The sequence below is a fragment of the Luteibacter anthropi genome, from assembly GCF_023699965.1.
Classification (GTDB): domain Bacteria; phylum Pseudomonadota; class Gammaproteobacteria; order Xanthomonadales; family Rhodanobacteraceae; genus Luteibacter; species Luteibacter anthropi.
On sequence record NZ_CP077072.1, the window covers coordinates 2,784,184 to 2,807,190 of the forward strand.

A 23,007-nucleotide genomic window follows, 5' to 3' on the forward strand; every position below is an offset into this window, starting at 1 on the left:
TCGCCTAACGGCCTCGCACTCGGCGCTGGCACGTGGCGGCTTAGAGGCGACGGGTGCGGCCCTTGTCGCTCCGGCCTGCGGTGTCCCTCGGGAAAGGAGGAGCCGCTGCGCGGCTCAGTGTCTTATGGCTTGCGCCCCTTCGGGCACGGGGAGCGGGCGGGGTTTTTCGACTCGGCTCCTGCCTCGGCGAAAAAGGCCGGCCTTCCTGGCCGGCCCCGCTACGCGGCCTTTTCCGCCCACTCCCCTCACCTCCGTCAAGTCGCGCCAAGGGCCGCCCCCGCCGCCTCTCCCAACGTGATCGCGGCTTGCTGTAGGAGCGCGCCTGCGCGCGACCGGTTGTCGCGAATGTCGTCAACGTCTCGCCTGGCCGGTCGCGCGCAAGGCGAGCTCCTACAGGGTGTGTGTCAGGAGAGGGCTACGGTGGCTTCGATGACGGCGCATACGTGTTCGAATGCTACGTCGTCGAGCCAGGGGCTGTTGGTGATGGTGAGCGTGCGCGCCGCGAAGTCGCGGGCGTGGGGGACGTTATCGCCACCGGGCATGCTGCCGAGGTAGTCGTAGTCGGGCAGGGCGTGGATGAACATGCGTGCCACGCCGTATCGTGATGCCCATAACCGTGCGAGCACCGCATCGCGTGTGCGTTCGTCGGGCATGCGCAACATCAGGTAAGGCCAGGTGCCGCCTTCGTCGGAGAACGCGTGCACGCCGGGGATCGATGCCAGTCGCGGCAATCGCGCGCGAGATTGCGCCGTGGTGATGTCGATGAATTGCGCCAGTCGCGGGAAGGCCCTGGCGCCGACGGCGCGGCGCCAGCGTCCCACGGTGTGCAGGGGAAAATCGGCGCTGAAGTGTTCGCCTGCCGCGCCGATGAGGTCGCCCTTGCGCAGCGAGCGGCGCATGTCGTTGCCATAGGCGAGGGCCATGCCGCGTGGGCGATACAGTGCCGTGTAGCCGAGCAGTTCGAGCGTGCGGCGCAACTCCCAGCCGGGATGCCAGCGGGCGATGCGCTTGCTGGCACGGCGAAAACGCGCGCGCCACGCCTCGTCCTGCGCGACCAGCAGGCCGCCTTCGAAGATGGACAGGCCTTTGCCGGCTGCCAGGCTGAAGAAACCGATATCACCCCGTGTGCCCGCGAAGCCGCCGTCGAGACGTGCGCCCAGCGCCTGCGCAGCGTCTTCGATGGTGAGCGCGCCGGCAGGGTGGGCGATGGCATTGGCCGTGGCGACATCAGCCAGGCGGCCGCCGAGATGGGTGGGCACCACGGCCAGTGTCTGTTCGCCGCAGGCCTCGGCGAGGCGCTGCGGGTCCATGTCGAAGTGACCGGGAAGCAGGTCGACCAGGCGGGGCACGAGACCCGCGCGGCGCACTGCCAGGGGCACCAGTGGACACGTATAGGCGGGGATGGCGACCTCCCGGCGGGAGGGCGCGTGTTCCGACAAGGCGGTCAGCGCTACCGTGAGCGCCGCCGTCCCCGAGCATTCCAGTTGGACTTCTTCAACGCCCAGCCATGTCGCCGCCTGCGCGGTGAGCGGCGCGGCGACGGAGCCGGCGAGGTCGTGCAGGCCTAGCGGCAGGCCGGCAGTGGGCGGCGATTCGCGCTCAGGCCGTAACCGCATCGCTGCTGGTCTCGTCGTCGCTCTCGGCGAAGGCCAGGCAGACGATGCCGGCGATGATCGCCACGGCGCCGATGATCTGCGGCATGCCGATCGGCTCGTGGAAGACCCACCACGACAGCACCATCACGCTGATCACTTCCAGGTGCGACGCCGCGAATGCCGGCCCGATGGGCGCGTGCTTGAGCAGGCTCATCCAGGTGAGGAAAGCGCCGATATAGCCGACCACCGCACCGTAGATCCACGGATGGGAGAACACGCGCATCACCCACTCGGTGCTCATCTCTACGGGCAGCGCATGGCTGCCGGCCATCTTGAAGCAGACGAGGTTCAGCGTGTCGAACGCCATGAGCATGGCGAAGCCGATGAGATAGAAGCGCTTCATGTACCCACACCCACGATGGCCACGCCCGCGGCCACCAGCAGGATGCCGGTGACCCGCAGCGGGCTCAGTTTTTCGTTGAACAGGAAGCGGCCCGCGACCATGATCGCCACGATGTTGATCGAGCCCAGCAGCACGCCCTCGGAGAGCGGTACCAGCGAGAGGAAGGCGATCCACACGAGGAATTCGGCGACATAACAGCCGATGCCTGTCCAGATCCACGGGCGGGCCAGCATGTACTTCCAGCGGGCGAGGCCATCGCCCGCGCGTTCATCGCTGGCGGCGGCCTTGAAGGCCAGCTGGCCACCGGTATCGAGTACGACGTTCGCGATCCACAACGCGACAACCAGACCATTCATGCGGTCAGGCTGCCATGCGTGTGGGACGTGCGTCGCGCGCGATCCGGCTGAAGAAGTCGGCGGTGCGCTCGATCAGCAGGCGACGTTCGCGGTCGACCGTGATCATGTGATAGCTGTCGCCAAGCAGAAGAATCTCAATGGGGCCGCTGACCCGGCGCGCGACGAGGTCGGCATTGCTACGGACGCTCGCGATGTCGTCGTCTACCGCATGGGCGATGAAGCACGGTGCGGTGACCTGCGGCAGGCGACGGCGCGTGTCGCGTGCCAGGGCCATCATCTCGGCCACGGCGAACCAGGGATTGCCCGGCAGGCCGGCGCTCTTGCTGTCGCCCGAGAGCATGGCCGAGCTGATCTGCGCGCGCAGGCGCTCGTCACGGATGCCGTAGGGCGGTTTTTCCTGGAAGCTCACTTTCTTGCCGATGCCCAGCGACTTGAGGATGGGCAGCAGGAAGTTGAAGCGACGCTCGATCCAGGGCATGGACCAGCCGTCGTAGCGGAACGTGGCGCCGAACACGCCCACGCCCGAGACCCACTCCGGCCGCGTGGCGGCAAGGCGCAGCGCCAGCACGGCGCCCATGGACAGGCCGGCCACGAACAGGCGGTCGACCTTGCCGCGCAGCTGCTCGGCAGCCTTCTCCACGCTGTCGTACCAATCCTGCCAGGTGGTGGCCAGAAGATCGTCTTCGGTGCCGCAATGACCCGCCAACTGCACGCCCACGACGGTGAAACCCGCGCGGTTCAGCCCCTTGCCGACGAGTCGCATCTCGGTGGGGGTGCCGGTCAGGCCATGGATGAGGAGGACGCCATCGCGCCCGCCTTCGAACTGGAATTCCGCCGTCTCGCTCACTGGACGCCTCTGCCCTTCAGGGACTTTCAATGATGACATGGTGCCATGCCTCCGGTTTCATGTGGCTTTCCGGGGCTGGGCGGGGCCTGTCAGGTGCTGTGGTGCGGCCCCGGGGCAGGGAAACGGATCTCGACACGCAGGCCACCCACCTCGCCGTGCATGAATTCCACGCGTGCGGAGTGGCGTTCGGCGATGCTCTCGACGATGGCAAGGCCAAGGCCCGTGCCGTCTTCATCGCTGCCGGGCACGCGGAAGAAGCGCTCGCCCAGCTGGGCCAGGAAGGCATCGGGTACGCCGGGGCCATCGTCTTCCACCGCCAGCACGATATCGCCGACGGCGTCTTCCACCGACACGGTGACGCTATGGCCGCGACCGGCGTAGTGGAAGGCGTTGTCCACGAGGTTGTCGATGGTTTCCTGGATCTGCAACGCATCGCCACGGATGAAGCACGGGCGTTCGAGCCCTTCGTAGCCGAGGTCCACGCCCTGCGCGATGGCCTGGTGGACGCGCATCGACACGGCCTCGGGCACGACCTGGCTGAGGTCGATGAGGGCCATGCCATCGTGGTCGGGCAGATCGGGCGACTGCGTGCGGGTGAGCGCCAGCAGCTGTGCCGAGGTGCGCGCCGCACGGGCAGCCAGGCGATGCACGTGGCGCATGGCTTCGATGCGCTGGGCGGGGTCTTCCATGCCCTCGTAGCGTTCGACATGCATCTGGATGCCGGCCAGCGGCGTGCGCAACTGATGCGCGGCATCGGCGATGAATCGCTCCTGCAGGCCGATCATGTTGCGCATGCGGGCGAACAGGTCGTCGATGGTGCGTGTGAGCGGCAGGATTTCGATGGGCACGTCTTCCTCGCCGATCGGCCCCAGGTCGTGGCCGCGCCGTCCGAGTCGCGTGGTCAGCGGTTCCAGCACGCCCAGGCCGTGGCTCACGCCGAACCACACCAGCAGCAGCACGGCGGCAATCAGCAGGGCCTGCATCGGCAGGGTGAGAAACAGGATCTCGCGGGCACGGATGTGGCGGTCGCGCAGGTTTTCCGCCACGGTGATCGTCAGGATGTCGCCGTCTTCGTGGCGGTTGGGCACGCGCATGATCGCAGCGCGCAAGGGGCGACGGCCGAGCGTGGTGTCATAGAGGCGCGGCGGCGCGTCCACGTGCACGTTGCGTTCGGGGCCGTCCAGCTCGGCGTTGCCCACAATCCGGCCGTGCCGGTCGCTGACCACCGTGTAGTAATTGCGGCCGTCGGGATCGTATTCGAGCAGGAACCGGGCCTGTTCCGAGAGCTCGCCGCTGAGTGCATCGTTGCCGATCAGCTCTGACAGGGTGAGAGCCTGGTCGGACAGGTCGGTGTCGTGGATGTGGTTGGAATACGCCAGCGCGATGAAATAGCCGATCACCGTATCGAGCACGAGCACGACCAGCACGGGCACCAGCAGGAAGGTGAGCAGGCGGCGGCGCAGGCTGGGCCGCGGCGGCCGCTGGGCCGCGTGACGGCGGTCAGGCATCCGCGGTTTCTTCGAGCAGGTAGCCCAGGCCGCGGATGGTGCGCACGCTGGTGCCGGAGCCCTGGAGCTTCTTGCGCAGGCGGTGCAGGGCGATGTCCAGGCCGTTGTCCGTGAGGTCTTCGTCCCAGTTGCACAGCGCCTCGACGAGCTGGGCGCGGCTGGTCACCTTGTCGACCCGGGTGGCCAGGGCTTCGATAAGGCCGAACTCACGTGCCGTGAGGTCGAGCGGCAGGTCGCCGATCCAGGCGCGATGACCGGGTATATCCAGGCGCAGGCGGGCGATACGGAACTCCGGCGTGCCATTGCTGGTGCGACGGCGGAGCAGTGCGCGCACGCGCGCGTCGAACTCCACCAGCGCGAACGGTTTCAGCAGGTAATCGTCGGCACCCAGGTCGAGCACGCGCACGCGCTCCTTCAGGCCCTCGCGGGCCGTCACCACCAGCACGGGTAGGCTGTTGCCGCGTTTTCGCGCGCGCGCAAGGACGTCGCTGCCGTCGAGCTTGGGCAGGCCCAGGTCGAGTACGAGCAGGTCGTATTCGTGGTCACGCAGCGCGTTGTCGGCGGTCACCCCGTCGGTCACGTGGTCCACGGCGTGACCACTTTGTTCGAGCGAGGAGCGTACGGCGGCGGCGATCGATGTGTCGTCTTCGGCGAGAAGGATGCGCATGGTGCCAAGCATACGCCGGGGCAGGGCAGGGACGCATGCGCTGGCGGCACGCTTACGGCAGGTTCGCAGGAAAGCGTTAAGTCATTAATTGCGAACGATTCGCGTTTATTTTAACATTCGCATGTTTTTGCCAATTGCCCCCGGGGACCTTCCAGCTATGCGCGACACCGTGGACCGGCAACGCCGCGCTTTCTGGATCAAACACTTGCATCGCTGGCACTGGATCAGTTCCGCCGTGTCGCTGGTGGTCTTGCTGCTGTTTTCCGTAACCGGCTTCACGCTGAATCATGCGGCCCGCATCGAGGCCGCGCCCCGGGTGGAACAGAAGGACGCCCTCCTCCCGGAGGGCCTGCGCGGCCAGCTCGTGGCACCCCAGGACACGAAGTCCGCACCGTTGGCACCTGCGATCGCGACCTTCGTCGCGGAGCGCACCGGCGCCGATGTCGCAAACAAGCCGGGCGACTGGAGCAACGACGAGGTGTACGTCTCGCTGCCGCGCCCCGGCGGCGATGGCTGGGTGAGCATCGACCGTGAAACCGGTGACGTTCACTACGAGGTCACCGACCGCGGCTGGCTCGCCTATCTCAACGACCTGCACAAGGGCCGCAATACGGGCCCGGTGTGGAGCTGGTTCATCGACGTGTTCGCGCTGGCCTGCGTGGTCTTCGCGCTCACCGGCCTGCTGCTGCTCAAGATGCATGCCGGCCAGCGCGGCATGACCTGGCCGATGGTGGCCCTCGGGTTCGTGCTGCCGCTGCTTGTCGCCCTTCTTTTCATCCACTGACGGGACATTCCATGCGTCGTTTCCTGTTCCTGGCCCTCGGGCTTGCCGCTGCACCGGCCTTTGCCGCCGACATGAATCTCACGGTGGAGATCCCCACGCTGAAGGTTGCGGAATATCACCGCCCTTACGTGGCCGTGTGGATCGAGCGCGAAGACCACAGCGTCGCCGCCAATCTGGCCGTCTGGTACGACGTGAAAAAGGCCGACGGCGAAGGCACCAAGTGGCTGAAGGACATGCGCCAGTGGTGGCGCCGCAGTGGTCGCGAACAGGCGATGCCGATCGACGGCGTCTCCGGCGCGACGCGCCCCGCCGGCCAGCACCAGCTGCGCTTCACCGGCGGCAAGCCGCCGCTGGGCACGCTGGCACCGGGACATTACGAACTGGTGGTGGAAGCGGCGCGTGAAGTCGGCGGCCGCGAAGCCCAGCGCATCGCGTTCGACTGGCCGGCCACGGCGCCGGTGCACCTTTCGGCCAAGGGTTCCGAAGAACTCGGCCAGATCAGCCTCGATATCAATCCGTAAAGGGAGACTCCGATGAAGCACGCCCTCGTTCGTGCCGCGCTGTGTGCGGCCCTCGTCCTGCCCTTCGCTGCGCAGGCGCACAAGATGTGGATGGTCCCTTCCGCCACGGTCGTCTCCAGCGACGATGCGTGGGTGACTGTCGATGCCGCGATTTCCAACGATCTCTACTACCCGGATCACTTCCCCGCACAGCTCGACCAGCTGGTCATCACCGCACCGGACGGCTCGCAGGTGAAGCCGGAGAATCCGTGGACCGGCAAATATCGCAGCGCCTTCGACCTGCCCGTGCCGCAGAAGGGCACGTATCGCCTTGCGATGGTCAACCAGGGCCTGTTCGCGAGCTACGAAGCGGACGGCCAGAAAAAGCGCTGGCGCGGCAAGGCCGACGAACTCAGGACAGGTATCCCGGCCAACGCGAAGAACGTGCAGGTGAGCGAGATGGCTTCGCGCGTCGAAACCTTCGTCACCCAGGGCAAGCCCGGCGGCGTAGCGCTGAAGCCCACCGGCAAGGGGCTGGAACTCGTGCCGGTGACGCAGCCCAATGATCTGGTGGCGGGGGAAAAGGCCAGCTTCCAGCTGCTGCTCGATGGCAAGCCCGCCGCGAACCTGAAGGTGGTTGCCGTGGCCGGTGCCACGCGTTATCGCGATGCGCAGGACGAGATGGACACCACGACCGATGCCGACGGCAAGTTCGGCTTCGCCTTCCCGAAGGCCGGCATGTACTGGGTGAACGCATCCACCGAAGACAACAAGACCACGGTCAAGGAAGCGAAGACCCGCCGCGCGGCCTACACCGCCACGCTGGAAGTGCTGCCGCAATGACAAGCGGCACTACCTCTTGTAGGAGCGCGCCTTGCGCGCGACCGGTTATCACGAGAATTCTCGGCGTTCTCGCCATGCCGGTCGCGCGCAAGGCGCGCTCCTACAGGGGGGCTGTGTTCCTTCTGCTCTTTCTCCCCGTCATCACCCTTGCCACCGAAGTGCGCCGCTTCGAAGGCGAAACCATGGGCAGCACCTGGTCCGTCAACGCGGTGCTTCCCGACGGCGCGAACGACACCGCCATCCGCAACGGCATCCAGGCCGAAGTGGATCGCGTCGTCGCGCAGATGAGCACCTACGAAGCCGAGTCCGACCTCAGCCGCTTCAACCGTGCTCCCGCAGGTACCTGGCAAACCCTGCCACCCGAGTTCTATACGGTACTCAGCTACGCGCTGTCGCTCGCAAAAGACTCCGGCGGTGCCTACGATCCGACCGTTGGCCCCCTGGTAAACCTCTGGGGGTTCGGCCCCGACAAACACCCACACGAAGCCCCGGACCCCAGCACCGTCGAAGCCGCACGCGCACGCGTCGGCTGGTCACGCATCCGCCTGGATGACGCCACCCACCGCGCCTTTCAGCCGGGCGGTATCTACGTGGATCTTTCCTCCGTGGCCAAAGGCTTCGGCGTAGACCAGGTCGCACGCTTCCTGGATCGCTCGGGCATCCGGGCCTATCTGGTGGAAGTGGGTGGCGAGTTGCGCGGCAAGGGCCGCAAACCCGGCGGCAGCCCATGGCACGTCGGCATCGAACGCCCTGGCGCGGCGGCAGGTGCCGTTGACGACCCGGATGAGGTACAGCGCGTCATCGCGCTGACCGACAAAGCCATCGCCACATCCGGCGACTACCGCCACTTCTTCGAAAGCGGCGGGCGTTTTTACTCGCACCATATCGATCCACGCACCGGCTATCCGGTGGCCCATCGTGTCGCCTCCGTCAGCATCCTTGCCGACGACTGCATGCATGCCGATTCGATGGGCACCACGATGACCGTGCTGGGGCCCGAGCAAGGCATGGCCTACGCAAAGGCCCACCATGTAGCCGTGATGTTCATCCTCTACGGCAAGGACGGACGTTTCGAAGAACGCATGTCACCGGCCTTCGCCGCTGCGTTGAAACAGGCCAGCCCATGAAGTCGGTTACAGGGCAGGCGCTTATCGGCCTTGCGCTCATGGCGGTGGTGCTGGGTTTCAGCACTCTCCACGACTTTCACGGTGCGCGCCTTGCCACGCCGGAACGCATAGCACTCGCCGCCGTCGTGGCGCTGGCATGGGGCGCATACACCTGGCGGTCCGCACGTCGCGGACTTGCGCGCCCGCCCTCGTTACCGGCATCCGGTGCGATCATGGTCATCCATGCATCGCAGACGGGTTTCGCGACAGAACTCGCAGAGCGCACGGCAAACAGCCTGCGCTCCGCAGGCAGGCAGGTCGACCTGTTATCACTCTCGCAGGTCGACGAAAAGCGCCTGCTCGCCGTCCAGCAGGCACTTTTCATCGTCAGCACCACGGGCGAAGGCGACGCTCCCGACCTTGCCACGGGTTTTCGCCGTAACGTCATGTCCACCCATCCGGCGCTTCAGGGATTGCGCTACGCCGTACTGGCACTCGGCGACCGCGACTACGAAGATTTCTGCGCCTTCGGCCACGAACTCGACCGCTGGCTGCGCGAAAGCGGCGCCAGCACCTGGTTCGATCTCGTCGAAGTAAACAACGGCGACGACGGCGCGTTACGCCACTGGCAGCACCAGCTGACGCATGTGGCAGGGGCCAGCGACAGCGCCGACTGGAAGCGCCCGGACTACGCCCTCTGGACACTGCGCGAGCGTCGCCTGCTCAACCCCGGCAGCGCCGGGCAGCCCTGCTTCCACCTCGCACTGGTTCCCGATGATCCCACCCGACTTGCCTGGGCTGCGGGAGACATCGCAGAAATCGGCCCCCGCAAAACCAGGGACGACGAGCTAACACTGCCTCACCGCGAATACTCCATCGCCTCCATCCCCGCCGACGGTGAACTCCACCTCGTCGTACGTCAGATGCGCGACGAAGGCGGGCGACTTGGCCAGGGCTCTGGCTGGCTCACCGCCATAGCCGCCGAAGGCGACACGATCGACCTGCGCATCCGCAGTAACCCCGGTTTCCATGCCCCCGACGACGCATGCCCCCTGCTGCTCATCGGCAACGGCACCGGCATCGCAGGCCTGCGCGCATTGATGAAAACGCGCATCACGCGAGGCCATCACCGCAACTGGCTGCTCTATGGGGAGCGCCACGCGGCGATCGATCGTCTGCATGTCGACGAACTGGAGCGCTGGAAGGCGACAGGCTGCATCGAACGCCTGGACCTCATCTGGTCACGCGACGCCGAAGGTCCCCGCTACGTACAAGATCATCTGCGCCAGTGCGCAGGCCACCTGCGCCATTGGATCAACCAAGGCGCATCCATCTACGTCTGCGGCAGCCTCGCCGGCATGGCGCCCGGTGTAGACAGCGCACTACGCGACATCCTGGGCCATTCCGCCGTAGAACACCTGCTAACCACCACCCGCTACCGCCGCGACGTCTACTGACCCCCACTGTAGGAGCGTGCTTGCGCGCGACCGGTTGAATCGAAACGATGATGGTGTTCGCTACAACCGGTCGCGCGCAGGCGCGCTCCTACAACAGCCTGCGATCACGTGGGGAGAGGCGGCGGGGGCGGCCCTTGGCGCGACTTGATGGAGGTGAGGGGAGCGGGCGGATAAGGCCGCGTAGCGGGGCCGGCCAGGAAGGCCGGCCTTTCCTGCCGAGGCAGGAGCCGAGTCAGGAAACCCCGCCCGCTCCCCGCGCCCGAAGGGGCGAAGCCATAAGACACCGAGCCGCGAAGCGGCTCCTCCTTTCCCGAGGGACACCGCAGGCCGGAGCGACAAGGGCCGCCCCCGTCGCCTCTGCACCGCCACGTATGAGCGCCGATGCGAGGGCGACAGGCGAGCCCACCCTACGGAGCGACGCACCACACGGGCTGCTTTACTACGGAGCGCAACATCGCCGATGCGATCGGCTCCCACACCTTCGGTAGGGGCTCCCTCAGTCGGAGACGCCACGTATCAAACGGTCGCGCGCAGGCGCGCTCCTACAGGACGTGGAGGTGGATTTTGCCGTTGTGCGTGCCGGCGTAGCGCAGGGTGGTGAGGTCGGTCACCCATTCCACGTTGTCCGGCACTTCCTCCGGGTGGTCGCCTGCGATGGCGATGACGCGGCCACCGGCCGCCAGGCCGGAGTCGATGCCGGCGCGGGCGTCCTCGAAGACGAGGAAGTCCTTCGTGTCGTTCATGCGGCTGGCGCCCAGCAGGTAGGGCTCAGGATGCGGCTTGCCGTTGGCGACCATTTCGCCAGCGACCATGCGTGGGGGAGCCTTGATACCGGCGGCGCCGAGGCGTGCGAGGGCCAGTGGCGTGTCGGCGGAGGTGACGATGGTCCATGCATCCGGCGGCAGGGATGCCAGCAGTTCGACGGCGCCGGGGATGGGGACGATGCCGTCTACATCTTCAAGCTCTTCCTTGTAGAGCTTCTCGAATTCGGCCTCGACATCGTAACCGGCCGGGGTGAATTCCTTCACCGAGTCGTACATGCGCACGCCGTGCAGGCGGGGCAGGACGTAATCCCAGTCGAGGCCGTGCGCGTCGCACCAGCGCTTCCAGATTTTCTCGACCACCACGCGGGAATCCACCAGCGTGCCATCCATGTCGAAGAGCAGCGCGGTCGTCTCGATGACCGTGCCCGATTCAAGTCGCATATTGCCTCCGGGGAAGGGGACGTTTCGCGGTATCCCGCGAAAACGCCCACGATACCGGAGTGCAGGTGAATCGTCAGTGGGCTTCCACCGCCACGTGGTTGCGCACCGCGTCGGCGAGGATCTGGTTCACCTCGCGGGTGGCCGATTCGGCCGCCTGTTGCTGGCGCTGGTTCTGCTCGGCCAGCTTGCGGGCTTCCACGGCGCGCTCACGGGCCAGGTTGCCCATCTTGAGGCCGATGAGAGCCTGCTCCTGGGCGATGGTGGCGTGGCCCTGTGCGAAGCCGGCAGCGCTTTCCGGGCTGGCAGGGTTGCTGTTGCGTTCGGCCAGTTCGGACTGTCGTTCCGACAGCTTGGACATCTGCTCGTTCAGGGCTTCCTGTTCGCGATCCAGTCGCTGCTGGCGGTCGGCTGTCTGCTGGGGCAGGTCGGTGGCCTTCGATGCCCGTGCGTAGGCATCGTGGATACGCTTCAGGTAAGCCGGGTCGCGCAACACCCATGCCTTGTTGCCGTCGCGATACCACGCGAAGTATCCGTTGTCCTTGCGCAGGGCATCGGCACGCTCGAAGTCGTGGGAGCTGCCGCTCATCACACTGATGTCGTTGTCGCGATAGATGAAGGCATTTTTCGGATCATCCGTGACGGTCACGATGTTGACGTTGCTCGACGAGGTCGTCATGACGTGAGGCGTCCTCGGTGCAGCAGGTGCCCGCGGTACGGCGGGTGCTGGCCTCGGGGCAGGGGTTGCCAGGGCCGCAGGTGCAGGGGGCGGCGGCGGTGCAGGCGCCATGGGCGGAGCAGGGGGCGCCGGAGGCACCGTCACGAACGTTGGCGTGTTGTCCGTGGCAGACACGATGCGCCAGGGGAGGGCGGCGGCCATCGTGACGACGCACACCATGGCAAGGGTCAGCGCGCGGGGCGGCGCTTCGTGGATACGACCGAGCATGACGAGCCTCCTCTTGAGGTTCAGGAAGGTGGGGGACGCCCCGGGCAGGGCGTGATGCGGGTGAGGTGACACACCCAGGCGAAGCAGCAGGCGGCCGTAGTTCTGCGCGGGACGCTGGCCACGCGACACGACCATTGCATCGCATGCGGCCTCGCGGCACAGCGCGTATTCACGTACGGCCAGGTGAGCGGCGGGATGGAAGAAGAAGATGGCGCGTGCGAGCGCGGGTACCCAGCCCAGATACAGGTCGCCCCGGCGCACATGCGCCAGTTCGTGCATGAGGGCCATGTCCAGTTCGTCCGGTGCTAGCGTGTCGTCGGCCGGCAGCAGGATCGTGTGACGGAGCAGGCCCACCACCTGGGGCGAGACGACTTCGTCGGAGACGATGAGCCGGGGGGATCGACGCAGGCCCAGTTCCCGTGCGCGTCGCGCGCAGAGAGCTTCCACGCGCACATCGTCGTGGGGCGTGGCGCGGCGAAGCAGGCCGGGCAGATGGCGGCTGCGCCAGAGCGCAAAAACGAGTTGTCCGACAATAGCCACGACCCAGCCCGTGAGCAGTGCGGTCTGCCAGGACAGCGTCGACGGCTCGCTCGTGACGGCAAGGCTGCCGATGTCCGGCATGGCGCTCATGTCGACGGGCGCGGTGACGGTGCGGGCGACCTGCTGCGCAGGAAGCAGGCGCAGGGTGAACAGGTCGGGGCAGGCGATGCCAGCCACCATCTGCGCCGACACCAGCCACCACAGCCATGCGCGCAGCGAGGCGGACAGGGAAGGAATGGCCCGGCACAGGGCGAACACGAGTGCAGCAAGCAGGAACGACTGGAGCGATGCGTGGAGCGTGCGGTGCAGGAGGGCGTCGACAAAGGCGTCCATATCAGCGCTCCTTCCGGCGTGACTGCAGGGTGCCTACGAGGGCTTCCAGTTCCGCCAGTTCGGTGTCGCTGACCTGGCCACGCTCGGCCATCCAGGCGACGAAGGGGGAGACGGATCCTTGCAGGGTCTTTTCGACGAAACGGGCGACGGCACCGGTCATCACTTCGCCGGTTTCATTGGTGGCGTTGTAGCGGAACGCGCCGTCGTGCTTGCGGCGCGTGAGGTAACCCTTGGCGCGCAGGCGTTCCATCATCGTCAGCACGGTGGAGCGTGCCAGCCCGCGCGGCTCGCCGTAGCCGGCGCAGACGTCGGCCACCGAGCTTCGCGGGGTTTCTTCGATGTACTGCAGGAGGGCGAGTTCCTGGTCGCCGATACTCTTGCGGTTCATGGCCTATCCTCTGACTACAGATGTAGGCAGAGTGCGCCTGACGACAACTGTAGTCAAGCATGACCTTCGGCACACCGGCTGTTGTAGGAGCGCGCCTCGCGCGCGACCGGTCAAGGCGAAAATCCTGACGCACTCGAAACCAGGCTGTCGCGCGCGAGGCGCGCTCCTACATGGCATGAAAAAAGCCCCCGCCAGGGGCGGGGGCTTTCAGGTGCGCCTCGATCACGCGGCGGACGAACCACCGCGGAAAGATCAGGCAGCAGCGTCCTTCAGCTTCTTGAGCGGACGGACCTTGACCTTCACCGAAGCGGGCTTGGCAGCGAAAACCTGCTCTTCACCGGTGAACGGATTCTTGCCCTTGCGCTTCGGCTTGGCCGGAACGTTGACGGCAGTGATCTTCAGCAGACCCGGCAGCGTGAAGGCGCCAGCGCCCTTCTTGTGGATCGACGCATGGATGGCGCTCTCGAGGGAGGCCAGCACGGCGGCGACGTCCTTCTTCACCACGCCGGTGGCTTCGACGAGATGCGCGACGAGCGACGACTTGGTGAAGGTTTCCTTGATCGGCTTGACGGCGACCGAGGCCTTGGCAGCCTTTACGGTCTTGGCAGCCTTGGCGGGGGCCTTCTTGGCGGTTTTCTTTGCCGGCTTCTTGGTAGTGGCCATGGTTATCCTTGTCACGTGATTCGAATGAGGCGGCCGTTCCGGCCGGTGCCCAGCGGGCGACTCACTCTAGCGTTGGTTTCGTCCGCTGAAAATAGGGTCCATGAAGTTTTTTTCCGATTTCGGTCCTTTTTTTTCGGCCTTTGTGTGACGCGTTGCGGAAAAGTCAGCTTCAGGCACCCTCGCGGGCATGTCATGCTCCTTTCTGGCGAGAACTCTGGCACGATGCATCCACGGGCGCGACGCGCCCGCAACGCCCGCCTTACACCCGACGTGTTTCGCTATGGCCATGATGCTCCCACTCGCCGACAGTCATGGTCGTACCAAGCGAAAGCTGCGGATATCGCTTACCGACCGCTGCAACTTCCGCTGCACCTATTGCATGCCCGAGCATCCGGCCTGGCTGCCGCGCGCGAGCCTGCTGGAGCGACACGAGGTGCTCAGGCTCGCCCGGCTGTTCGTCGGGCAAGGCATTACGCATATCCGGCTGACCGGTGGCGAACCCCTGCTGCGGCGCGATCTCCAGGCCTGCGTGGAAGACCTTTCCGCACTGAAGGCGCAAGGGCTGCAGCGGCTTTCCATGACGACCAATGCGTCGCTCATCGCGCCGCAGGCGGCAGCGCTGGTGGCGGCCGGCATCGACGACTTCAACGTGAGCCTGGATGCCCTGGATGCGGATACCTTCGGGCGCATGACACGCCGCGAGGTGGCGCCGGTCCTGGCTGGCATCGACGCACTGATGGCCACGGGGGCACGGATAAAGCTCAATGCGGTCGTGGTCCGTGGCGACAACGAGTCCCAGCTGCGTCCCTTGCTGTCCTGGGCCATGGCGCGGGGATTACCGCTGCGATTCATCGAATACATGCCGCTGGATGCACCCGGCCACTGGCAAAAGGATGCCGTGGTGACGGAAGCGGAAATCATCGCTGGCCTGCGTGAGGAACATCGTGTGGAGCGACAGGTGCGCAGTAGTGATCCGGCCACGCCATACCTTGTCGATGGCCATTACCCGCTCGGCATCATCTCCACGGTGTCGCAGCCGTTCTGCGCCAGCTGCGACCGGTTGCGGATCACCGCCACGGGCGAACTGTTCACCTGCCTGTTTTCGGCTACCGGAACGCCCCTCGGCATGCGTATGCGCGAAGGCGCCGATGACACGGCACTGGAGGCACTGGTACGCACGGCGGTGTGGCGCAAGGATGCCGGTTACGCGTCCCGTCCCGGTCCGGTGGACAGGGCGACCACCATGCATGCAATGGGTGGCTGAAGGCCGCCCACGGATATCTTTCGATCATGATCGTTTTCGAATTCTTCGCCAGCCTGGAGCGGCTGGCCGGCGCAAGGGAACTGCCGTTCGATGGTGTTTACGCCACCGTCGGAGAGGCGCTGGGCGCACTGGCGGCTGCACGCCCAGAACTCGCTTCCCTCGTAGAGCGATGTGCATGCGCCTCGGGGGATGTGATCGTGCGGCGTGCCGATCCGGTACCGGCTGACGGGCGCATCGCGCTGCTTCCACCCGTGGCGGGAGGTTGATGATGGAGGTTCTTTTTCATACGCCCCTGGCCGTCGAGCCCATGCTTGAGCTGCATGCCCATCCGGAATGCGGTGGCCTGGCCCTTTTCGTGGGCACCGTACGTGACCATCACGAGGGTCGTCAGGTATGGCGTCTGCGCTACACGGCCTACGAACCGGTCGCGACCAGGGTCATCCGCGAGGTGGAGGCCTCCACGAAAGAGCGCTTCGGCGTGCCGTACGTGCGCATCGCACACCGGCTCGGCGACCTCATCATTGGCGATGTGGCCATCGTCTGCGTGGTGAGGGCACCGCATCGCGCGGAAGCCTTCGAAGCCTGCCGGTATGCGGTGGATGCCGTGAAGCACGGGGCCCCGATCTGGAAGGAGGAGTTCTACGCAGACGGAAGCAGTGCCTTCGTCGAAGGTTGCTGCATCAGGGACGACGGGCACGACGTCCCTCACGTTTTACCTCGCCACCCCACGCATACGAGTCACGGATGAAAGACGTCAGCCAGAAACCGGATTCCCTTCGCGTTGCACGCGCCACGGCCACCCTGCATGCGCCAGCGGACTGCATCGACCTGCTGCGCAGCGGCGAGACGGAAAAGGGCGATGCCCTGAAGACGGCGCGCGTCGCCGGCATCCTTGCGGCCAAGCGCACCGACGAGTTGATCCCGCTGTGCCATCCGCTGCCCATCCACCGGGCTGAGGTTACCTACGAACTGGCGGAGGCCTCCGTGCGTGTCATTGCGGAGGTGCAGACCATCGGGCCGACGGGCGTCGAGATGGAGGCGCTCACGGCCGCTAGCATCGCGGCGCTCACGCTCTATGACATGCTCAAGCCGTATGCGGAGCCCGAGGAACTGCATATCGAAGCCTGCCACCTTGAACGCAAGACTGGCGGCAAATCCCAGCATCGGCGCCGGTTGTCGCAGCCACGCCAGGCGGCGGTGATCGTTCTTTCCGATACAGTGGCGGCGGGGCAGGCGCGGGACACGGCCGGTGCTTTCGTGCGCGATGCGCTGGGCGAGGCCGGGTTCACGCCGGTGGCTTACCGGGTCATCGCCGACGATGCGCAGGTGCTGCAGGGTGCCCTGCGGGGATACATATCGGAAGGCACCCCGCTGGTCATCACCGTGGGCGGCACCGGTCTTGGTCCGCGCGATGTCACCGTCGATACCGTCCGCCCCCTGATCGATACCGAGATACCGGGCATCATGGAGGCCGCGCGCGCCTTCGGCCAGCGGCGCATGCCATTTGCCATGCTCTCGCGCGGTGTGGCCGGTTACGCAGGCAACACCTTGCTCATCACCTTTCCCGGCAGTCGGGGCGGCGCCTCGGAGTCGCTCGCGGCAACGCTTCCCGGCATCGTGCACCTGCTCGATACGGTTCGCCCTGGCGAACGCCACCCGGGCGGTTATGGCGGGGAGTCCTGACGATGGCCTTGCTTCCCCTCGGACAGGCATTCGAACACTACGCGCGCACGCTGGCTCCCTTGTCCGTGCAACGTGTGCCACTGGAACTGGCACTGGGATCGGTGCTTGCGGAATCACCGAAGGCGCGCATCGCGCTGCCACGCTTTACCCAAAGTGCCATGGACGGTTACGCGGTTCGTGCCGCAGACGGCGTGGCGTCCCGCCAGCTCATTGGCACGGCCGCCGCCGGTTCCCCGGCTGGCGTGCATGTAGGCCCGGGGCAGGCCGTGCGCATCCTTACCGGAGGGATGCTGCCGGATGGCGCCGATGCGGTGGCGCGCCAGGAGATCGTCGAACGTGATGGACACGGCATCTGCCTGCGCCAGGCAGTGCGCGTCGGGGACGAAGTGCGTCGCGAGGGTGAGGAATTGCTCGCAGGCACGGTGCTGGCTCATGCCGGCCAGCGCGTCACCTCCGGCCTCGTGGCGGCGTTGGCCATGGCAGGTGTCGATACGCTGGACGTTCATCGGCGGCCGCGCATTGCCGTCCTCGTGACGGGCGACGAGGTGCTGCGCGTGGGGCACCCGCTGGGACCGGGGCAGATCTACGATGCCAACGGTCCCTTGCTGCGTTCATGGTTCGTCGAGCATGGCTATGGCGAACCGGTGGTGGCTTACGTGCCCGATGACGAAGCGGCGCTCGAAGAGGCGCTGAGTGCGGCACTGGATAGCGCTGACCTGGTGGTCACCAGCGGCGGCGTGTCGGTGGGCGATCGCGATTACGTGCCCGCCGTGGCCGATCGCCTGGGCGTGCGCGCCTCCTTCTGGAAAGTGGCGCAGAAGCCCGGCAAGCCGCTCTGGTATGGCGTGCGCGACGGCAAGGCGCTACTGGGCATGCCGGGTAACCCGGCCGCCGTGCTGGTCTGCCTGGTGGTGCACGCCCGGGCGGTGCTATCGCACCTGGAAGGCGAAACGGCTGTCCAGCCGGTATGGAGCCAGGGTGTGCTGACGGAATCGATGGACGCGGATGCCCAGCGCGACCGGCTGGTGCGCATGCGTCTGGATCTGGGCGATGGTACGGCGAGGCTGCATCTTCTGCCGAAGCAGGAGTCGCACATGCTCAGCAACCTGGCATCGGCGCACGTGCTTGCGTGGCTGCCGGCAAGGGATGAGGCGTTCAAGGCGGGCGAGCGCGTGGCCTGGGTGCCTATCTGAAACGATGCGCGGCCGGCGGCCGCGCATCGCGAAAACACGACTTACCAGGCTTTGACGTCGGAAACGACGACGGTGTAGTCCTGCATGTCAGCCGAGTAACGGAACAGGCGGCCGAGGTCGAAATCGACGCTCTTGCCCGGTTCGATGTTGGAGGTGCCGGCCGGCCAGCCCTGCTTGCTGGCGATGACCTTGCCGGAGGCATCCTTCGCGTCGATGCGGATCTGGGCAGCGGCCGCTTCCGGGCACTTGTTGACGAGCTCGCCCTTCATGCTGAAACGCGGCTGGCCAGCACCCTGCTGGATCTTGACGGCGAAGCCTTCGATGCTGAAATCCTTGGCGGCGCAGGCGGCATGCGCCGAGAACGGAGCCGCGGCGAGCAGCGCCGTGGCAATAACGAACTTCTTCATGGTTAGTCCCTGTAAGCAATGAGCAAGACATACGCCCAAAGATGGAGGGCGTTGGCAGGCGTATCGGCGGGATCAACCAGAACTTTAGGACGTTTGTGACAGGGCTTCGGCAAAGAGATCGGCAACCGGAGGCGTTTCCGGTTCGAACCAGCGCTTTACCGGGGCAAAACTGCGCCGATGGGCCTCGCAGGGCCCCAGCCGGCCCAAGGCATCGAGATGCTCGGGCACGCCGTAGCCCTTGTGCCGGGCAAAGCCATAGCCGGGGAAACGCTCGTCGAGCGCGTGCATATGCCGGTCGCGGCTGACCTTGGCCAGGATGGAGGCGGCGCTGATGGCCGGCTCGGTGGCGTCGCCGCCAATCACGGCGCGGGCCTCGCAAGGCAGGGTACGCGGCAGGCGGTTGCCGTCGATCAGCGCCATCTGCGGGGCGATGGACAAGCCCATGAGCGAGCGGGTCATGCCCGTCATGGTGGCCTGGAAGATGTTGATCCGGTCGATTTCCTCGCGCTCGACGAAGATCACGGTATAGGCCAGGGCACGTTCGACGATGCGGCCGTACAGTTTTTCGCGGGTGTCTTCGTTGAGCTGTTTGGAGTCGTTGAGCCCGCGGATGGGCCGCGCCGGGTCGAGGATCACCGCAGCCACCACCACGGGTCCGGCCAGCGGGCCGCGCCCGGCTTCATCCACCCCGGCGATGATGAGATCGCGGGCGAGCTGGCGGGTGACGTTGGGCTTGCGGGGCATCAGCGGCGGATCAGGTCGGCTATGGCATCGGCGGCACGGTCGGCCGCCTGGCCTTCCAGTCCGCCACGCAGTTCCTTGTGCAGCACTTCGAACGCTGCCACCACGGTGCCCCGTCGCTCGCTGTCGCCGAGCATCCGCAGCGTGGCCTGCGCGAGATTGTCGGCCGTGCAATCGTCCTGCATGAACTCGGGAACCAGCAGCTCATTGCCGAGGCCACAGGCACGGGCAAGGATATTGGGCAGGCTGTAGACGTCGGTCTTGAGCATGCGCAGCGCCTTGGCGATGCGGTAGCTCGTGGGCGACACGCGGTAGCCGACCACCATGGGGCGCTTGGCCAGCATCGCTTCGAGCGTGGCCGTGCCTGACGCGAGCAGCACGACGTCCGCAGCCAGCATGGCCTCGTGGGAATGGCCATCGGTAAGCAGCGGCGGCGTGCCCGGGAAGCCGGCCAGCAGCTCCTTCAGGCGCGCATGCACGCGCTCGTTGGCCGAGGGCACCACGATCCGCAGCGCCGGCATGGCACTGGCAATCTGGCGTGCCGCCTGCACGAAGATGGCGCCGATCCGTTCGATCTCGCTGGGCCGGCTGCCGGGCAGCACGGCGAGCACCGGTGCGTCCTGGGGCAGGCCCAGCGCGTCGCGTGCCGGTGCGCGGTCGGACACCATCGGAAAACGGTCGGCCAGCGGATGACCCACGAAGCGGGCGTCGATGCCGTGCCTGGCGTAGATCGGGGGCTCCATGGGAAACAGGCACAGCACGCGTTCGGCCGAGCGGCCGATCTTCTCCGCACGCTTCTCACGCCAGGCCCATACCGAGGGGCTGACGTAGTGCACAGTGGTGAGTCCGGCGTCCTTCAGGCGCTTTTCCACGCCCAGGTTGAAGTCGGGTGCATCGATGCCGACGACGATATCGGGTCGCTCGGCCAGCAGCCGCTGCACGAGCGACTTGCGTAGCCGTAGCAGGCGCGGAAGATGCTTCACCACTTCGGCGAAACCCATGACCGAGAGTTCGCGGATGTCGTGCCAGGAGTCGAAACCCCTGGCGAGCATGCGTGCCCCGCCAATGCCGACGAAGCGCGCATCGGGAAAGCGCTGGCGCAGGGCCTCGATGAGATCGGCGCCAAGCTGGTCGCCGGAATCCTCACCTGCAATCAGGGCGATGAGGGGAGAGGGGCGGGTCGGGGACATGCGGACGGGCCTCCCTGGGAAAGTATCGGGGACCGGCGCGGGTGGGCGCCGGTCCGTCGGATCAGCGGGCGATGGCGCGCTCGCTACGATCGAGGAATTCGAGCAACTGGCGCACGTCGTCGCTGGCCTCGGCCTGCGACTGCAACTGCTCGCGGGCTTCGGCCAGCGGCAGGCCCTGCATGTACAGGGTGCGGTAGGCGCGCTTGATGGCGGCGATGCGGCCGGTGTCGAAGCCGCGGCGCTTCAGGCCCTCGCTGTTGATGCCACGCGGACGGCCACGCGTTTCGTTGGCCATCATCACGAACGGAGGCACATCGGAACCCACGAGGCAGCCCATGCCGAGGAAGGCATGGGCGCCCACCTTGCAGAACTGGTGCACACCCGAATAGCCCGACAGGATGGTCCAGTCGCCGATTTCCGCGTGGCCGGCCAGGGCCGAATAGTTGGAGAACACGATGTTGTTGCCCACCTGGCAGTCGTGCGCGATGTGCACGTAGGCAAGCAGCCAGTTGTCGTTGCCGATGCGGGTTACGCCGCCGCCGTCGCCGGTGCCACGGTTGATGGTGACGAATTCACGGACGAGGTTGCGGTCGCCGATGATCACTTCCGTGCGCTCGCCCTTCCATTTCTTGTCCTGCGGCGGACCGCCGATGGAGGCGAACTGGTGGATGCGGTTGTCACGGCCGATGGTGGCAGGCCCTTCGATCACCACGTGCGGACCGATCGTGGTGCCTTCGCCAATGACGACGTCGGCACCGATGACGCTGAACGCACCGATGCTGACGTTGTCCGCGATGCGCGCGGAAGGATCGATCTGCGCGGTGGGATGAATCATTTGTCGCTCCTTGCGGCGCACATGAGTTCGCAGCTGGCAACCACGTCGCCGTCGACGAACGCCTTGGCCTCGAACAGGCCCATGCCGCGGATCAGGCGCTTCAGGGACACCTTCATGACCAGCTGGTCGCCCGGCGCCACCACGGCGGAGAAGCGGGCGTTGTCGACCTTCACCAGGTAGAACAGGGGGCTGCCGCCCTGGCCTTCGGCCTGGCTGGTGATCTGGGTGAGCAGGCCGGCCGTCTGGGCCATGGCCTCGACGATGAGCACGCCCGGCATGACGGGGTGGCCGGGGAAATGACCCTGGAAGAACGGTTCGTTGATGGTGACGTTCTTGATCGCCGTGATGGTCTTGCCCAGGTCGATCTCGGTCACCCGATCCACCAGCAGGAACGGATAGCGATGCGGCAGCAGCTGCTGGATCTGCTCGACGTCCACCGGGAGCTTCACGGCGGCATTGTGTTCGGTCATTGCCCTTTGTCCTTTTCCAACGCCGCGAGGCGGCGCGCGTACTCGTCTAGGTGTTTCATGCGTGCCGCATTGCGGCGCCACTGGCGGTTTTCCTGCAGGGGCGAGCCGGACGAGTATTCGCCCGGTTCCTTGATGGATGCCGTCACGAGGCTTTTCGCGGTGATGGTAACCCGGTCAGCCAGTTCGAGGTGTCCGAGCACGCCTGCGTTGCCGCCGATGAGGCAGTAGCGGCCGATCTTCGCGCTGCCGGCCACGGCCGAGCAGCCCGCCATGGCGGTGTGGGCGCCGATGTAGACGTTGTGGGCGATCTGGATCTGGTTGTCGAGGCGCACGTCCTCTTCCAGTACGGTGTCTTCCAGCGCGCCACGGTCGATGGTGGTGTTGGCGCCGATCTCGCAGTCGTCGCCGATGCGCACGCCGCCCAGCTGGGGCAGCTTCACCCAGTGGTCGCGGTCGAAGGCGAGGCCGAAGCCGTCGGAGCCGATCACGGCACCCGGATGAACCAGGACGCGCTTGCCGAGGGTGACGCGGATCACCAGGGTCACCCGGGCAACCAGGCGCGACTGTGCGCCCACGACGCAGCCCGGGCCGATCGTGCAATGCGGGCCCAGGATGGCGCCTTCCTCGATGACGGCGCCGTCTTCCACCACGCAGCACGGGCCGACGCTGGCGGTGGCATGCACGCGCGCGGACGGCGACACCACGGCGCTGGGGTGGATGCCACGCGGTGCGGCGGGATGTTTCTCGAACAGCGATGCGATCTTCGCGTAGGCGACGTAGGGATCTTTCGCCACCAGGGCAGCGCCCTTGCGCAGCGGCAGCGCGTCGGCATGGAGCACGACGATGCCGGCCTGCGTATCGGCCAGCTGCGAGGTGTACTTCGTATTGGACAGGAAGGTGAACTGCGACGGCGTGGCGGCGGCGAGCGTGCCTACGCCGTCCACGGTGGTGGACGGGTCGCCATGTGCTTCCAGCCCGAACCGCTCGGCCAGTTCGCCAAGCGTGAATTGCGGATTCCCGCTCACAAAGAACTCCCAAAAGAAAAGGGGTGGCAAAGGATCGCTCCCTGCCACCCCCGTGATTCTA

The 23,007-nt window shown here is 66.4% G+C and carries 26 protein-coding genes; 10 read left to right on the forward strand and 16 right to left on the reverse strand.

Annotation, left to right across the window (positions count from 1 at the left end; genetic code table 11):
• Positions 1–404 precede the first annotated feature (404 nt).
• The 6 genes from KR767_RS12195 to KR767_RS12220 all read right to left on the reverse strand — a co-directional run bounded on the left by KR767_RS12195 (position 405) and on the right by KR767_RS12220 (position 5,376).
• Positions 405–1,616 (reverse strand): DegT/DnrJ/EryC1/StrS family aminotransferase, encoded by a 1,212-nt coding sequence (locus KR767_RS12195; RefSeq protein WP_250876502.1) that lies wholly within the window; start codon positions 1,614–1,616, stop codon positions 405–407.
• On the reverse strand, positions 1,600–1,998 hold the full coding sequence (locus KR767_RS12200) for a DMT family transporter (protein ID WP_166947794.1): 399 nt from the start codon (positions 1,996–1,998) through the stop codon (positions 1,600–1,602). Before KR767_RS12200 ends, KR767_RS12195 begins: the two co-directional genes overlap by 17 nt.
• Positions 1,995–2,354: an EamA family transporter gene (locus KR767_RS12205; RefSeq protein WP_166947796.1), complete on the reverse strand. Its 360-nt coding sequence runs from the start codon at positions 2,352–2,354 to the stop codon at positions 1,995–1,997. Before KR767_RS12205 ends, KR767_RS12200 begins: the two co-directional genes overlap by 4 nt.
• Positions 2,355–2,358: 4 nt before the next feature.
• On the reverse strand, positions 2,359–3,201 hold the full coding sequence (locus tag KR767_RS12210) for an alpha/beta hydrolase (RefSeq protein WP_166947984.1): 843 nt from the start codon (positions 3,199–3,201) through the stop codon (positions 2,359–2,361).
• An 89-nt stretch (positions 3,202–3,290) separates the two neighbouring features.
• Entirely contained in the window at positions 3,291–4,709 is a 1,419-nt protein-coding gene (locus tag KR767_RS12215) for a sensor histidine kinase (RefSeq protein WP_250876503.1), read from the reverse strand.
• Positions 4,702–5,376 (reverse strand): response regulator, encoded by a 675-nt coding sequence (locus KR767_RS12220; protein ID WP_166947800.1) that lies wholly within the window; start codon positions 5,374–5,376, stop codon positions 4,702–4,704. Before KR767_RS12220 ends, KR767_RS12215 begins: the two co-directional genes overlap by 8 nt.
• A gap of 157 nt (positions 5,377–5,533) precedes the next feature.
• Between KR767_RS12220 and KR767_RS12225 the strand changes: the two genes are divergently transcribed.
• From KR767_RS12225 to KR767_RS12245, 5 genes are all read left to right on the forward strand, one after another.
• On the forward strand, positions 5,534–6,160 hold the full coding sequence (locus KR767_RS12225) for a PepSY-associated TM helix domain-containing protein (RefSeq protein WP_250876504.1): 627 nt from the start codon (positions 5,534–5,536) through the stop codon (positions 6,158–6,160).
• Positions 6,161–6,171: 11 nt separating this feature from the next.
• Positions 6,172–6,681 carry a DUF2271 domain-containing protein gene (locus tag KR767_RS12230; RefSeq protein ID WP_250876505.1) on the forward strand — a complete coding sequence of 170 codons (510 nt, stop codon included), beginning with the start codon at positions 6,172–6,174 and terminating at the stop codon, positions 6,679–6,681.
• A 12-nt stretch (positions 6,682–6,693) separates the two neighbouring features.
• A complete protein-coding gene (locus KR767_RS12235) occupies positions 6,694–7,503 on the forward strand; it encodes a DUF4198 domain-containing protein (RefSeq protein ID WP_250876506.1) in 810 nt (269 codons plus the stop codon).
• A 182-nt stretch (positions 7,504–7,685) separates the two neighbouring features.
• Entirely contained in the window at positions 7,686–8,630 is a 945-nt protein-coding gene (locus KR767_RS12240; RefSeq protein ID WP_250879155.1) for an FAD:protein FMN transferase, read from the forward strand.
• Positions 8,627–10,066, forward strand: coding sequence for a sulfite reductase subunit alpha (locus tag KR767_RS12245; RefSeq protein WP_250876507.1), 1,440 nt, complete (start codon positions 8,627–8,629; stop codon positions 10,064–10,066). The genes KR767_RS12240 and KR767_RS12245 overlap by 4 nt, the downstream gene beginning before the upstream one ends.
• 542 nt (positions 10,067–10,608) lie before the next feature.
• Here the strand turns inward: KR767_RS12245 and KR767_RS12250 are convergent.
• From KR767_RS12250 to KR767_RS12265, 4 genes are all read right to left on the reverse strand, one after another.
• Complete coding sequence (locus KR767_RS12250; protein ID WP_166947812.1) at positions 10,609–11,271, reverse strand: HAD-IA family hydrolase; 663 nt, start codon at positions 11,269–11,271, stop codon at positions 10,609–10,611.
• Positions 11,272–11,344: 73 nt separating this feature from the next.
• On the reverse strand, positions 11,345–13,087 hold the full coding sequence (locus tag KR767_RS12255; RefSeq protein ID WP_250876508.1) for a M56 family metallopeptidase: 1,743 nt from the start codon (positions 13,085–13,087) through the stop codon (positions 11,345–11,347).
• 1 nt (position 13,088) lies between these two features.
• Positions 13,089–13,475, reverse strand: coding sequence for a BlaI/MecI/CopY family transcriptional regulator (locus KR767_RS12260; protein ID WP_250876509.1), 387 nt, complete (start codon positions 13,473–13,475; stop codon positions 13,089–13,091).
• A gap of 252 nt (positions 13,476–13,727) precedes the next feature.
• Positions 13,728–14,138, reverse strand: coding sequence for an HU family DNA-binding protein (locus tag KR767_RS12265; RefSeq protein WP_166947818.1), 411 nt, complete (start codon positions 14,136–14,138; stop codon positions 13,728–13,730).
• Positions 14,139–14,418: 280 nt separating this feature from the next.
• On the opposite strand from KR767_RS12265, the gene moaA reads away from it, so the two are divergent.
• From moaA to KR767_RS12290, 5 genes are read left to right on the forward strand one after another with little or no spacing between them, the layout of a single operon-like run.
• Positions 14,419–15,402: a GTP 3',8-cyclase MoaA gene (moaA, locus tag KR767_RS12270; RefSeq protein ID WP_250876510.1), complete on the forward strand. Its 984-nt coding sequence runs from the start codon at positions 14,419–14,421 to the stop codon at positions 15,400–15,402.
• Between the two features lie 26 nt (positions 15,403–15,428).
• Positions 15,429–15,668 (forward strand): MoaD/ThiS family protein, encoded by a 240-nt coding sequence (locus KR767_RS12275; protein WP_250876511.1) that lies wholly within the window; start codon positions 15,429–15,431, stop codon positions 15,666–15,668.
• A complete protein-coding gene (locus KR767_RS12280) occupies positions 15,668–16,150 on the forward strand; it encodes a molybdenum cofactor biosynthesis protein MoaE (RefSeq protein WP_250876512.1) in 483 nt (160 codons plus the stop codon). Before KR767_RS12275 ends, KR767_RS12280 begins: the two co-directional genes overlap by 1 nt.
• Positions 16,147–17,085 (forward strand): bifunctional molybdenum cofactor biosynthesis protein MoaC/MoaB, encoded by a 939-nt coding sequence (gene moaCB / locus KR767_RS12285; RefSeq protein ID WP_250876513.1) that lies wholly within the window; start codon positions 16,147–16,149, stop codon positions 17,083–17,085. The genes KR767_RS12280 and moaCB overlap by 4 nt, the downstream gene beginning before the upstream one ends.
• Before the next feature lie 2 nt (positions 17,086–17,087).
• Positions 17,088–18,278 carry a molybdopterin molybdotransferase MoeA gene (locus KR767_RS12290; RefSeq protein WP_166947827.1) on the forward strand — a complete coding sequence of 397 codons (1,191 nt, stop codon included), beginning with the start codon at positions 17,088–17,090 and terminating at the stop codon, positions 18,276–18,278.
• A 41-nt stretch (positions 18,279–18,319) separates the two neighbouring features.
• On the opposite strand, the gene KR767_RS12295 is transcribed toward KR767_RS12290, so the two are convergent.
• From KR767_RS12295 to lpxD, 6 genes are all read right to left on the reverse strand, one after another.
• The gene (locus KR767_RS12295; RefSeq protein WP_166947829.1) at positions 18,320–18,685 is read right to left on the reverse strand and encodes a hypothetical protein; all 366 of its coding nucleotides are present in this window, start codon (positions 18,683–18,685) and stop codon (positions 18,320–18,322) included.
• Between the two features lie 84 nt (positions 18,686–18,769).
• Positions 18,770–19,429 (reverse strand): ribonuclease HII, encoded by a 660-nt coding sequence (rnhB, locus tag KR767_RS12300; protein WP_250876514.1) that lies wholly within the window; start codon positions 19,427–19,429, stop codon positions 18,770–18,772.
• The gene (gene lpxB / locus KR767_RS12305) at positions 19,429–20,616 is read right to left on the reverse strand and encodes a lipid-A-disaccharide synthase (RefSeq protein ID WP_250876515.1); all 1,188 of its coding nucleotides are present in this window, start codon (positions 20,614–20,616) and stop codon (positions 19,429–19,431) included. The genes rnhB and lpxB overlap by 1 nt, the downstream gene beginning before the upstream one ends.
• A 61-nt stretch (positions 20,617–20,677) precedes the next feature.
• The gene (gene lpxA / locus KR767_RS12310) at positions 20,678–21,451 is read right to left on the reverse strand and encodes an acyl-ACP--UDP-N-acetylglucosamine O-acyltransferase (RefSeq protein ID WP_166947835.1); all 774 of its coding nucleotides are present in this window, start codon (positions 21,449–21,451) and stop codon (positions 20,678–20,680) included.
• Positions 21,448–21,921, reverse strand: coding sequence for a 3-hydroxyacyl-ACP dehydratase FabZ (gene fabZ / locus KR767_RS12315; protein WP_166947837.1), 474 nt, complete (start codon positions 21,919–21,921; stop codon positions 21,448–21,450). Before fabZ ends, lpxA begins: the two co-directional genes overlap by 4 nt.
• A complete protein-coding gene (gene lpxD / locus KR767_RS12320; protein ID WP_250876516.1) occupies positions 21,918–22,946 on the reverse strand; it encodes a UDP-3-O-(3-hydroxymyristoyl)glucosamine N-acyltransferase in 1,029 nt (342 codons plus the stop codon). The genes fabZ and lpxD overlap by 4 nt, the downstream gene beginning before the upstream one ends.
• Positions 22,947–23,007: the final 61 nt, after the last annotated feature.